The organism is Duganella sp. 3397 (assembly GCF_031456625.1).
Lineage (GTDB): Bacteria > Pseudomonadota > Gammaproteobacteria > Burkholderiales > Burkholderiaceae_D > Rugamonas > Rugamonas phyllosphaerae.
In genome coordinates, this window is record NZ_JAVDVB010000002.1 from 766,358 (window position 1) to 779,536 (window position 13,179).

The 13,179-nt window shown below is 65.3% G+C and carries 8 protein-coding genes; 4 read left to right on the top strand and 4 right to left on the bottom strand.

The annotated features are described in order from the left end of the window. The 4 genes from tssM (at position 1) to tssA (ending at position 6,926) form a co-directional block, all read left to right on the top strand. On the top strand, positions 1 to 4,020 hold the full coding sequence (gene tssM, locus J2X54_RS07855) for a type VI secretion system membrane subunit TssM (protein WP_310179851.1): 4,020 nt from the start codon (positions 1 to 3) through the stop codon (positions 4,018 to 4,020). Then, positions 4,017 to 5,000 (top strand): type VI secretion system-associated protein TagF, encoded by a 984-nt coding sequence (gene tagF / locus J2X54_RS07860; protein ID WP_310179637.1) that lies wholly within the window; start codon positions 4,017 to 4,019, stop codon positions 4,998 to 5,000. Before tssM ends, tagF begins: the two co-directional genes overlap by 4 nt. 2 nt (positions 5,001 to 5,002) lie before the next feature. Further along, on the top strand, positions 5,003 to 5,812 hold the full coding sequence (locus J2X54_RS07865; protein ID WP_310179638.1) for an OmpA family protein: 810 nt from the start codon (positions 5,003 to 5,005) through the stop codon (positions 5,810 to 5,812). 64 nt (positions 5,813 to 5,876) lie between these two features. Then, positions 5,877 to 6,926, top strand: a complete 1,050-nt coding sequence (gene tssA, locus J2X54_RS07870; protein ID WP_404990889.1) for a type VI secretion system protein TssA — start codon at positions 5,877 to 5,879, stop codon at positions 6,924 to 6,926. Between the two features lie 76 nt (positions 6,927 to 7,002). On the opposite strand, the gene tssH is transcribed toward tssA, so the two are convergent. Genes tssH through tssE form a run of 4 tightly spaced genes read right to left on the bottom strand, consistent with a single transcriptional unit; the run spans position 7,003 to position 13,122 of the window. Then, positions 7,003 to 9,684 (bottom strand): type VI secretion system ATPase TssH, encoded by a 2,682-nt coding sequence (tssH, locus tag J2X54_RS07875; protein ID WP_310179640.1) that lies wholly within the window; start codon positions 9,682 to 9,684, stop codon positions 7,003 to 7,005. A gap of 51 nt (positions 9,685 to 9,735) precedes the next feature. Further along, the gene (gene tssG, locus J2X54_RS07880; protein ID WP_310179642.1) at positions 9,736 to 10,821 is read right to left on the bottom strand and encodes a type VI secretion system baseplate subunit TssG; all 1,086 of its coding nucleotides are present in this window, start codon (positions 10,819 to 10,821) and stop codon (positions 9,736 to 9,738) included. Next, positions 10,785 to 12,629 carry a type VI secretion system baseplate subunit TssF gene (tssF, locus tag J2X54_RS07885; protein WP_310179644.1) on the bottom strand — a complete coding sequence of 615 codons (1,845 nt, stop codon included), beginning with the start codon at positions 12,627 to 12,629 and terminating at the stop codon, positions 10,785 to 10,787. The genes tssG and tssF overlap by 37 nt, the downstream gene beginning before the upstream one ends. Position 12,630: 1 nt before the next feature. After that, positions 12,631 to 13,122: a type VI secretion system baseplate subunit TssE gene (gene tssE / locus J2X54_RS07890; protein ID WP_310179645.1), complete on the bottom strand. Its 492-nt coding sequence runs from the start codon at positions 13,120 to 13,122 to the stop codon at positions 12,631 to 12,633. Between the last annotated feature and the right edge of the window lie 57 nt (positions 13,123 to 13,179).

Consider the following 13,179-nt stretch of genomic DNA (forward strand, 5'->3'; position numbering starts at 1 on the left):
ATGCAACGATTCTGGCAATTTCTCACCGCTCGTTTCAGCCTGGCTGTGATCGGCTTCGCGGCGTTTGCCGCCGTACTGCTGATCGCCGCCGCCGTGTTCGAGATCTCTTACCAATGGGTGCTGGCGGCGCTGGCTGTCGCGCTGTTGCTGTACGGCGCGGTGCAGCTGTTCAAGTACTACCGGCGCAAGCGTTCGGGCGCGGCGTTTGGCGGCATGCTCGAGCAGCAGGCCACCCTGCCCAAGGCTAACGCCGCCCAGCGCGAGGAAAACTCTGCCCTGCGCGAGCGCATGCTCGAGGCGATCGGCACCATCAAGACGTCCAAGCTGGGCCAGCTGTCCGGCGACGCCGCCCTGTACGAGCTGCCGTGGTACATGGTGATCGGTAACCCGGCGGCGGGCAAGAGTACCGCGATTGCCAGCTCGGGCCTGCAGTTCCCGTTTGCCGACAGCAAGATCGTGCAAGGCGTGGGCGGCACCCGCAACTGCGACTGGTTCTTCACCACCGACGGCATCCTGCTCGACACGGCCGGCCGCTACTCGGTCAACGAGGAAGACCGCGCCGAATGGCTCGGTTTCCTTGGCCTGCTGAAAAAATATCGCAAGCGCGCGCCGATCAACGGTATCGTCATCGCCGTCAGCGTGGCCGAACTGACGGGCAGCCGTCCCGAGTTCGCCATCAACCTGGCCAAGAACCTGCGCCAGCGCGTGCAGGAGCTGACCGAAAAGCTCGAAGTGCATGCGCCGGTCTACGTGGTCTTCACCAAGGCCGACCTGATCACCGGTTTCAACGAATTCTTCCAGGAAGCCGAACGCAACGAACGCGACCGTGTATGGGGCGCCACGCTGCCCTATAGCCAGAGCAGCACCAGGCAGGACGTGCTGGAGCAATTCGACAAGCGCTTCGACGAGCTGTACGATGGCCTCAAGGAAATGAGCCTGGCCAACATGGCGCTGCAATCGCGCGAACGCATGGCGCCGGGCGTGTTCACGTTCCCGCTCGAATTCAGCTCGATCAAGGGGCCGCTGCGGACCTTTATCGCCACCCTGTTCGAAGAAAATCCGTTCCAGTTCAAGCCCGTGTTCCGCGGCTTCTACTTCACCAGCGCGCTGCAGGAAGGCGAGTCGGTATCGGCCTCGTCCGAACGCGTGGCGCACCGTTTCGACCTGCAGATGGCGCCTGCCGCGCAGTCCGAGGTGCACGACCAGCACGGCTACTTCCTGCTCAACCTGTTCCGCACCGTGATCTTTGCCGACAAGGACCTGGTCGCCCAGTACGCCAGCCCGGCCAAGACGCGCATGCGCTACATCACCTTCTTTGCCGCCATGGCGGTGGTGGGACTGGCACTGGGCGGATGGAGCTGGTCGTACATGGCCAACCGCCAGCTGGTCGCCAACGTGGAGGCCGACCTGGCGCAGGCGGTCAAGGTGCAGGACAAGAAACTCGACCTGGCGTCGCGCTTCCAGGCGCTTGAAATCTTGCAGGACCGTATCGAGCAGCTGGAAAACTATCGCACCGACCGCCCGCTGTCGCTGAGCCTGGGCCTGTACCAGGGCGACTTCCTCGAGCGCAAGCTGCGCGAAGAATATTTCTCCGGCCTCAAGGAAGTCATGCTCAAGCCGGTCGGCCAGTCGATCGAAGCGTTCCTCGGTGAAGTCAACAGCGGCGCCGACCAGCTGCAACCGATGTCGCGGCCGCCGCAATCGGGCGCGGTCAACGCCATGCCGGCCGATCCGGCTACAGCAGCGGCAGCAGCAGTGGCAGCGGCGCCTGGCGCACCCGGCCTCGCGCCGGCCCCGGACGCCATCACGGGTACCCCGGCCGCGCTCCCTGTCACGGCCACCGGCGTGGCGCTGTCGCCAGCCGCCGCCGTCAACTTCGGCGCGCTGCAATTCAAGGATGCCAACCCGGCCAATGTCGAAGACGCCTACAACGCGCTCAAGACTTACCTGATGCTGAGCGACAAATCGCGCGCCGAAGCGAGCCACCTGAACGACCAACTGACCCGCTTCTGGCGCGTGTGGCTCGACAGCAACCGCGGCACCATGCCGCGCGAACAGATGATCCGCAGCGCCGAACGCATGATCTCGTTCTACCTGAGCCAGCTCAACGATCCATCGTGGCCCACCATCGAATCGCGCCTGGCCCTGGTGGACCAGACCCGTGACAACCTGCGCCGCGTGGTGCGCGGCATGCCGGCGCGCGACCGCGTGTACGCCGACGTCAAGGCCCGCGCCGCCACCCGCTTCCCGTCGATGACGGTGGCGCGCATCGTCGGCGACCAGGACAAGGAACTGGTCGTGGGTAGCTACGCCATCCCCGGCACCTTTACCCGCGATGCCTGGGACAAGTTCATCCAGGGCGCGTTCCGCGACGCCGCCAACCGCGAGCTGCAAAGCACCGACTGGGTGCTGAAAACCGCCGCCAAGGACGACCTCACGCTCGAGGGTAGCCCGGAGCAGATTCAGAAAGCCCTGCTTGAACTGTACAAGAACGACTACGCCCGCGAATGGCAGAAGTTCATCCAGGGCGTGAGCATCCGCGACCTGAACGGGTTCGAACAGGCCGCTGCCGCCATGAACCGCCTGGGCGACCCGCAATCGTCGCCGATCGACAAGCTGATCAAGACTGTCTATGAAGAAACCTCGTGGGACAATCCATCGCTGATCGACGCCGGTCTCAAGAGCGCCCAGCGCGGCTTCGTCGGCTGGTTCAAGCAGACCATCCTGCGCCAGAAACCGGCCGGCATCGACATCAACGTCAATACCAGCGCGGTCAATACCGGCGCCATCCCGATGGGGCCGGTGGGACGCGAGTTCTCCGGCGTGGCCCGCCTGGTGGTGAGCAAGGACAAGGGCGCCACCCTGATGGGCGGCTACATGGATGCTCTGTCGAAACTGCGCGCGCGCTTCAACCAGATCAAGAACCAGGGCGATACCGGCCCGGGCGCCAAGCAGTTCATGCAGCAAACCCTGGACGGCAGCGGTTCCGAGCTGGCCGAAGCACTCAAGTATGTCGATGAGCAAATGCTGGTCGGCATGACCGATCCGCAGAAGCAGGCCATCCGTCCGCTGCTGGTGCGCCCGCTGATGCAGACTTTTGCAGTGATCGTGCGGCCGACCGAGACCGAGATCAACAAGGTCTGGACCGCGCAGGTGCTCGAGCCGTTCACCCGCACGCTCGCCATCAAGTATCCGTTTGCGCCCGAGTCGCGGGTGGAAGCGACCGACGCCGAGATCGGCCAGGTCTTCGGTCCGGAAGGCGCCGTGGCGAAATACTTCAACACCACCATCGGCCCGCTGGTCGTGCGCCGTGGCGACACCCTGAGCGCCAAGACCTGGGCCAATATGGGCATCACCCTGGCGCCCGGCGTGATCGCCAGCTTCCCGGGCTGGGTGGCGCCGCTGTCGGCCGGCGGCGTGGCCGCCCAGGCCAGCGCGGGCGAAGCGCAAACCAAGTTTGACGTCCAGGCGCTGGGCGCCACCGGCGCCACCGAGTTCACCATCGAAATCGATGGCCAGGCGCTGCGCTGGCGCGGCCAGCCGCAACCATGGGTCCACATGGTGTGGCCGAACCCGCTCGGTTCGCCAGGTTCGCGCATCAGCGCCATCACGCCGGAAGGCCGCACGGTGGTGCTGCTCAACGAGCCGGGCCACTTCGGCCTGAAGAAAATGATCGACTCCTCGCGCCGCCAGCGCAAGGACGGCGGCGTGTTCGAACTGAGCTGGGAAAACAGCGGTGTCGTGGTGCGCGCCAACCTGCGCATCGTCGCCACCAACCAGGCGCCGGCCCCAGCGGCCCCGCCGCCGAACGCCGCCACCGGTTTCCGCCGCATGCGTCTGCCGGAGACGGTGACCGCACCGGCGCCGGTGCCGGCGCCCGTGACGGCCGCTGCACCGGCGGCAGCGGCTGCCTTGCCGGTGTCCGGCGCGCCAGCGGTGCCGGCCCGCCCAGCCCAAGCTCCAGCTCAAGCACCAGTCCCAGCAGCATCGGCCGCCCCTGCCCCAAGGAGCCAGCCATGAGTCGTGCGACGCCTATTGCCGTAGGTTATTTCGGCAAGATTCCCAGCCGTGGTGACTTCGTCAAGGCCAGCGACAACCCGGCCCTGATCAATATGCTCGACGCCTGGCTTGCCAATGCGATGGACCTGCTCAGCGCCGACGCGCGCTGGAAGCTGACCTATGACGTACTGGCGCCGCTGCATTTCGCGTTCATCGGCCCGCGCCGCAGCCGGGCCATCGCCGGCCACATCGTGGCCAGCAGCGACCAGTCGAGCCGGCGCTTCCCGTTCCTCATGATGAGTACGCTGGACGTGGGCGACGCGGCCGGCTTCGTGCCCAACAGCCCGCTGGTGCTGTCGCGCCTGTGGAGCCGGCTGGAGGCGACCACCGCCGGCGTGCTGGCCGCGCCGGAACCGGCCGGCGCCTTGCAAGCGGCAGCCGCCAGCACCATCGACCTGGACCTGTCCAGTGCCGCCTACGACGCCGCCTTCAACGACTTCCTCGAGCTGCAAACCGTCGGTGCGCTCGAAGCATTGCTGGCGCAATCAGGTTTTCACGGCACCGTGCGCCAGGTGCTGCTGGCACTGGGCCTGCTGCTGCAGCCGGTCATGGCCAGCAGTTCGAGCCGCCTCGAAAAAAGCCTGGTGCTGCCGCTGCCATCGGACCCCATGTACCGCAACCTGGTGGGCGCGTTCTGGATGCACCTGATCACGCCGTTCCTGATGCGCGCGGACTTCGAACTGGCGCTGTTCATCACCCGCCTCGAAGACAAGCCGGTGATGGTGCTCGGGTTCAGCGGCGCGTCCGCCATGACCTTGCACGCCATCATGGAACCCCAGGCCGCGCTCGAACGCCACATCGGCTTCGAAGAACTGGACTGGGTCGAGGAGCAGGTCGACACCGATTACGGCATCAAGAAGGTCTCGACCTACCTGGCGCAACCCAATCTTTCACTTAAATCGGCTTGCGACTCCTTGCGCGCAGCCTTCATCGGAACCTGATCATGCGTTTTATCCGGACCGTTTTCTCCCTGACTTTCTCTCTCGGCGTCGCCGCGGGTCTCACTGTTGCCGCCACGGCGTCGGCGCAGACCGCCGTGCCTGCCGCTGCCACGCCGCAACCGGGCCAGGTGCTCGCCAGCGGCACCGTGCCCGACGAAACCACCAAGGCTGCCGTACTGGCGCGCCTGCGCGAAGTGTATGGCGACGACAAGGTGGTCGATCAGATCGCCGTGGGCCAGGTGGCCCAGCCGGCCAACTGGAACACCTATGTACAGAAGCTGATCACGCCCAATCTCAAGCAAATCAGCCGCGGCCAGCTCAAGATCGACGGCAGCACCATCAGCGTGCGTGGCGAAGTGTCCAACGAGGCGCAGCGCCAGAAGATCGCCAGCGACATGGCCACCAGCCTCAATCCCACCTATGTCATCAACAATGGCTTGCGGGTCTCGGCTGCCGAGCAGTCCATCCTCGACAGCACGCTGGCCAACCGCATCATCGAGTTCGAGAGCGGCCAGGCCAACCTGACGCCGTCGGGCCGCACCATTCTCGACCAGATGGGCGCCGCCATGCGCAAGCTGCAGGGCCGCAAGGTCGAGATCATCGGCCACACCGACAACCAGGGCCTGAAAGCGAGCAACCAGAACCTGAGCCAGGCCCGCGCCGAAGCCGTTAAGACCTATTTGCAAGGCAAAGGAATCGACCCCGACATGCTCAGCGCTTCGGGCCAGGGTTCGGACCGGCCGATCGCCAGCAACGATACGCCGGACGGCCGTGCCCGCAACCGCCGCATCGAGTTCCGGATTGCCCAATAAAAAAGCGGCTGTCAGCCTGAGCTACCGCCACATCGAAAGGTCATGAATGTTTTCAGCAGAACAATTGCTTAACCCCATCTCCCCGACCGCGCCCAGCGGTGAAGACCTGTCGTTCTCGCCCGATCTCGACGCCATCGCCCAGGCGCGCCGCTTCGACGATCCGTCGCTCGACCAGGGCGAATGGGTTACCGAACTCAAGGAAGCGGACTGGGATTTCGTGGTGCGCCGCTGCGCCGCCCTGCTGCAGGAAAAGAGCAAGGATTTAAGGCTGGCCGTGTGGCTGGCCGAAGCCGGCGCCAAGACTTCGGGCCTGCGCGGCCTGGGCCAGGCTTACCGCGTGCTCGCCGGCCTGTGCCAGGACTACTGGGACCTGGGCCTGTACCCGGAATCGGACGGTGACGACCATGACCAGCGCATCGGCAACCTGAGCTGGATCCTGGGCCGCACGCCGGCACTGGTGCGTGAAATTCCCCTGACCGAAGGTCGCGGCAGCGCCTATTCCACCATCGATTTCGAAGCTGCACGCAAGCAGGCCAACGGCCAGGGCGGCGTGGCCGACCCCACCGGCACCCGCCTGGCCGACATGGAGGCGGCGCGTCGCAACAACACGCCCCAGTTCAACGCCGCCATGCAGGCCGACGCCCAGGATTGCCTCGCTGCGCTGCGCGAACTCGAAGCCGTGGCCGACGAACGCCTCGGCGTGGACAGCCCGGGCTTTTCGGCTGCGCGCGACGCCATCGTCACCCTGCAACGCATGCTGCCCGCGGCCGCCACCGCAGCCGCAGCCGCAGCCGAATCGCCAGTCAGCGCCGCTGCCGACAGCGCAACGACGGCCGACCAGTACCTGCATGGCGCAGCGGACGCGGTACCGACCGCACCGCAGCCGAGCGGCCCGCCCGGCGCCATCCAGACGCGTGCCCAGGCGCTGGCACAGCTGCGCGCGGTGGCGCAATTCTTCCGCCGCACCGAGCCGCACAGCCCGGTGTCGTATTTTGCCGACAAGGCGGCCGACGCCGGCGAGCAGACCCTGCACGACTGGCTGCGCTCGGTGGTCAAGGACAGCGACTCGATGCGCCACATCGAAGACATGCTGGGCGTTAAACCGGACCAGTAATCACTGTCGGCAGTAACAAGAAGGGGCGGCGCCGCAAGGCACCGCCCCTTCTTGTTATCGGCAGCTTATTTGATGGCTACTTGATGGCGTACTTGAACTGGCCCTTCTTGTCCGCACCCACCTTGATCTTGGCAATGGTCGCGCCTTCGGCCATCTTCGCCAGCACCGCTTCGGCGATCTCCGGCAGCAGGCTGCCGTTGAGGATGTTGTCGACGTTGCGGGCGCCCGAATCGACCTCGGTGCAGCGCGCCAGCACCGCTTCCACCAGCGCGTCGTCCCAGGTCAGCTCGGCCTTGTGGTTTTCCTTGATGCGGCGGGCGATCTTCTGCAATTTGAGCTCGATGATCTTGACCAGCACGTCGTCCGCGATCGGATAGTACGGCACCACCTTCATGCGGCCCAGGAACGCCGGCTTGAACACCTTCATCAGGTGCGGGCGGATGGTCTGCTCGAGCTCTTCGGGGCTCGGCATATCCTGCGGCTCCTTGTTCAGGCACGCCTGCATCATGGCGGCCGAGGCCACGTTCGAGGTCAGGATGATGATGGTGTTGCGGAAGTCGATCTCGCGCCCTTCGGCGTCGTCCATCACGCCCTTGTCGAACACCTGGAAGAACAGCTCCATCACGTCCGGGTGGGCCTTCTCCACCTCGTCGAGCAGCACCACGCTATACGGATTGCGGCGCACGGCTTCGGTCAGCACGCCACCTTCGCCGTAACCGACGTAGCCAGGCGGCGAACCTTTCAGGCCCGAGACGCTGTGCGCTTCCTGGTACTCGCTCATGTTGATGGTGATGAGCTTGCGCTCGCCGCCGTACAGCACGTCGGCCAGGGCCAGCGCGGTCTCGGTCTTGCCGATGCCCGACGGGCCGACAAACAGGAACACGCCTTTCGGTTTGTTGGGGTCGTCCAGGTTGGCGCGCGAGGTACGCACGCGCTGCGCCACCGCTTCGATCGCGTGCGACTGGCCCAGCACGCGCTGCTCGAGGTTGTCCTTGAGTTTGAGTACGGTCTTGATTTCATCCTTGACCATTTTGCCCAGCGGGATGCCGGTCCAGCCGGCCACGATCTCCGCCACCACGTGGCCATCGACCTGCACCGGCACCATCGGCGCCTCGCCCTGCAGGGTTTTCAACTCCGCGACCAACGCCTGCACCTCGGACGTGGCGCCCTTCGCTGGCGCCTTGCCCGCTTCGCCTTCGGCCGGGTTTTCCAGCGCCTGGCGCGCCGCCTTGATTTTTTCGGTCAGCGCTTTTTCCTGTTCCCAGCGCGCGGCCAGGATGCCGTGCTCGTCGCTGGCCTTGGCGCGTTCGCTGCGCAGCGCCGTCAGGCGCGTGGTGTGGCTGGCGCCGCTGCTTTCCTCGCGCGCCAGCGAGCCGATCTCGGCGTCGATGCGGTCGAGCTTTTTGACCAGGTTCTCGATCAGGGCCGGCGTGGCGCTCTGGCCCAGCGCGACCTTGGCGCAGGCGGTATCGAGCACGCTGATGGCCTTATCGGGCAGCTGGCGGCCCATGATGTAGCGGTGCGACAGGCGTACGGCCTCGGTAATCGCTTCGTCGTACACGCGCACGCCGAAGTGTTTTTCCATCAGCGGCGCCATGCCGCGCAACATGGCGCACGCCAGTTCTTCGCTCGGTTCCTCGACCTTGACGACCTGGAAGCGACGGGCCAGTGCGGCGTCTTTTTCGAAGTACTTCTTGTACTCGCCCCAGGTGGTGGCGGCGATGGTGCGCAGCTCACCGCGCGCGAGCGCCGGCTTGAGCAGGTTGGCCGCGTCGTTCTGGCCGGCGGTGCCGCCGGCGCCGATCATGGTGTGCGCCTCGTCGATGAACAGGATGATCGCGTGCGGACTTTTCTTGACTTCGTCGATGACGTTTTTCAGGCGGTTTTCGAATTCGCCCTTCACGCTGGCGCCCGCCTGCAGCAGGCCCATGTCCAGGGTGTGGATTTCCACGCCCTTGAGCACGTCCGGCACGTCGTCCTGGGCGATGCGCAGTGCCAGGCCCTCGACCACGGCGGTCTTGCCCACGCCGGCCTCGCCAGTGAGGATCGGGTTGTTCTGGCGGCGGCGCATCAGGATGTCGACCGCCTGGCGGATTTCCATGTCGCGGCCGATCACCGGATCGACCTTGCCGTCACGCGCGCGCTGAGTCAGGTTGGTGGTGAACTGGTCGAGCGCCGGCGTCTTGGAAGCGCCCTGCCCGGCCAGCTCGCCGACCGGATCGGCGCCCTCGTCGCTGCTGCCGGCACTGTCGGCGCTGGCCGCGACCGGGGCCGCTTCCTGCGAACCGGCGGTCAGTTCCACCAGCTTGTGCTTGATTTCGTCGACATTGAATTTATTGAACAGCTTGGAGCCGCGATAGGCGAGCTGCGACAGCTCGCTGTCGGTCAGCAGCGCCTGCAGCAGGTGGCCGCTGCGGATGCTGGTCTGGCGGCCTGCCTGGATGTCGAGCGAGGCGATCAGCCAGGCATTTTCGAACAGCTTGGGCAGGCGCGCGGAAAACACCGGGGTGCGGGTGTTACCGGTTTTCAGGCGCGCCACCTCGGCTTGCAAGTCCGCTTCGAGCATCTGCGGGCTGATGCCGCTGTGGCGGGCCAGGATCACGAAGTCGCTCCTGGGTTGCTCCAGCAGCGCCAGGAACACGTGTTCGAGATCCACCTCGAACTGGCCGAGGCCCACGCAAATGCTGGCCGCGCGGGTGGCGGCGGTACGGCTGGTGTCGTTCAGCTTGCCGATCAGCGTCTTCAGGTTAATGCTCATTGGACGGTTTTCCTTGTTCGATGGTTATGTAATGTCGTTGGTGGAAAGGGGTTATGAGAGCGTGTGGATCTGGTAGTGCACATCGGCGCGGTCGCACCGTTCGTCGCCGGTGATCAGGAAGCTGTCCCAGCCCAGCCGCCCGCCGGCGCGCGGTTCTTCCAGCGTAACGCCATCGACGTCCTGCGCGCGCAGCACCAGCTGCACGTCGTATTCAAGGCACAGGCCGGTGAACATGGTCAGCATCTTTTCCAGCGCGCGCGCGGCCACGCCGCCGGGCAGGAACGACTCGTACGCGGCGCGCGGCAGCGGTCCCACAGTGAGGCGCATGCGCAAGTCGCGCTGCCACACGCGCTGGCCCACCAGCGCGCTGGCGCCCAGCTGGGTGTTGTCGCCACCGAGGATGCTCTGCTGCGACAACGGCACGTCGTACCAGGCGCCGATGAACTGGGTGACCGCAATGCGCTGGCCGAAATACTCGCTCAGCACCTGCGCCACCGACGCGGCCGACGCCGGACGGTGGCGCATGGCGGTGGAAAAATAGCCAACCGATTCGTCGAGCACGCCCTGGCCGCCGTCGGACAGGCGGTGCGTGAGCGACGGAAAGCCGGCGCCAGCCAGCGACAGCAGCAGCGGCAGGAAGCGGTCTTCGCCGTCGATCTGGTATTTGAGTTCAAGCCGGTACTTGCGCCACGCTTCGTAAAACAGGGCCAGCGCACGGTTGGAAAAGGTGTCGAGGAACGCGCGCGGACCATCGTCCTTGTCGTACAAGGCGTGCGCCGCCACGCGCTCGGTGTAGTGGGCGGGCAAGGCGCCGGCCGTGCCCAGGAAACCCATGAACGCCGGCGTGATGCGCACGTAGCGCAGCTCGCCCCTGGCCAGTGCGTCGCTCAGGGCGGCGCCGTCGCGGGCGATGGTGCGCGGCTCCGGCTCCATCGCCTCGAGCTGGCTGGCCGGAAAGTTGAGCGACAACGAATTCTCGAAGCGCAGGAAGCCGGACACGGCCTGCTGGTGCGGCAAGCCGTTGCGCTTGAGCCACAGCTCGAGCATGCGCACCGCCTGGAAGAACTGGAAGCGGTACGGCTGCGCGAACAGGCGCTCGATTACACTAGGGTCAAATCGCCGCTTCGTGGTGTGCATCGCCACAGCTCCTCTCCGGATTTTTTGGCGATGATCACCAGTTGCGTAAAGCTGTTGGCATGCACATACAGGCCCAGGAAGCGTTCGATCAGGTGGGCAAACGCGTGGATGCCGCTACCGACGAAGGCTTCCTCGTCGATGGTCAGGCGCACTTCGATGCCGCGCACCAGGCAGGCGAACGGGTTGCCGGGCAACCAGGCGTTGGCGGCCTTGCTGTCGATCGCGCAAATGCCGCGGATCTGGCGCTGCGAGATGGCCGAACGCGGCAAGTCGTACAGGGTGAGCATTTCCTGGAACGCCTCCACCCCGCTGCCGGCCAGCGACAGGTGGTTGAGCGACAGGTGCGAGATCAGGCGCCAGTGGGCGCCGCGGCCGCGCTCGAACCGGAACGATGCGGTGGGCCGGCGCAGGAACGTAATGCTGCGCACGCTCGAACCGCCTTCGAGGAACAGGTCGCCGCCGCGCATGCCGTACGTCAGCGACGCCGGCAGGTCGCGGTTGGTGCAGGTCAGCTCCAGGCTCAGGGTATCGGTCTCGATGGCGGCCGGATCGAAGTCGATGTCGACGATCGAGATCTCGGTTTCGTAACCGGGACTTTTCTGCGCGATGACTTCGTCGCGCCGCATGACCCAGTAGTGGCCCTGCTTTTCCGGCGTCTCGCCGTGGCGCAACGAATAGAATGGCCGGAATTCGATCACCGATTCGCCCTGCGGCGTTTGCCGCACCAGCTTGACGGAATCGATAGCCTGCACCTCGAACGCATAGGCGCGGCGGGCGTCGGCCAGCACCGGGTAGCTGGCGGTGGTGTGGCTAACACGGATCGGCTCGCCACGCTGGCGGAACAGGTTCACCACCGGCGTGCAGCCCAGCAGCAGGCTGGTCGTCGCCATGGTGCCCAGCATGCGCGCATTGTTGGAATCAGTGCGCATGCCCGACAGGCCCAGGTGCAGCGTAAAGCGCTTGACGCCGGCGGGCAGCATGCGGGCGATCTCTTGCAGGTCGAGATCGAAGAAATTGAATTTTTCCGGGAAGCAGAAGTATTCGGTGAGCAGGCGGTACGCCGAATGCGAGCGCGACGAAAACGGAATCAGCGAATCGGCTTCGTCGAAGCCGACCGGCTTGACCGGCACCTTGGCCAGGGCCGACCAGCGGCCATTGCCTTCCGGTTCCACCCAGGCCTTGACGGTGCGCATGAACAGCGCGTCGCGCAGGGCCGCGCAAAACGACGGCTCGCCGTCGATGAACACGCGCAGCGACTCGATGCCAAGCTGGCCCAGGGTGACCTGGGCGGCGGTGGTTTCGATGGTGATGCTTACGCTCGAACTCACATTGGGCGGCAACATCACCGCTTCGGGCGCATCGATGATGGCGGCAAATGACGCGTGGCTGAGGGCGATCGGCGCAACCGTCACCGGGTAGGAGGTGCGGAAAGTGCATGCCACGCCGTTGACCGGGCGCGTATCGAGCTCGGTGCCGCGCGCGATTTCGCTGGCCGTGGTGAGCTGGGCGGCAGCGGCGCTGTAGTCCATGCGCGCGATCGAGCACGACGGAAATGGCCGCAGGTAGTGCGGGTACAGCACCTCGAACAGCGCTTCGGTAAATTGCGGGTAATCGTCGTCGAGCCGCTTGGACACGCGCGAATTGAGCAGCGCAAACGACTGGATCATGCGCTCGATGTGCGGGTCTTCGCACACCTCGCCGCCCATCAGCAGGCGACCGGCGATCTTCGGATAGCGCTCGGCAAATTCACGTGAATAGCGGCGCAGGAATCCCAGTTCCCGTTCGTAATAGGGTAATAATTCTTCCAAGTCAGACTCCCGGCGACGCCAGGCGGCGCGCCTTGCTTATTGTGTAATGCAGACTGGATGGTTGCAGGACGGCGTCGAAGTTGACTGGTTCCTGCTCCGCGTTCACCACCAGCAGTGCGGTGATGGCGAAATTGAGGCGATTGATCTGGCCCTCGCGCACTTCCAGCGACGCCCGCACATTGCGCAGGCGTGGCTCGTGGCGAGCGATGGCTTTTTCGAGGCCGGTGCAGATAAGCGCGCGATCATCGAAGCTCGACAGGCTGAGGCCGGCAAAATCGTTGAGTCCATAGGTCAGGATCGAGCGCGCGCACTCGGGAAATTTTTTCAGCAGCTCTTCGCTGAACACCGAACGGGTGTTGAGCAGCGCTTCGAGATCGCGGGCAACGGTGTCCTTGAGTTCTTCGATCGACAACCGGGTCACGGTGGCTGCGGTGGCGCCATGGACCGGAGCATCCATCAAGCGGTCGAACAAGCCCGGCGAAAAACCTTTCATGTGCTTCCTGATAAAAACAGTTAAATCGGGCTGCCGCCGGCTGCGTCGGACAGCCGG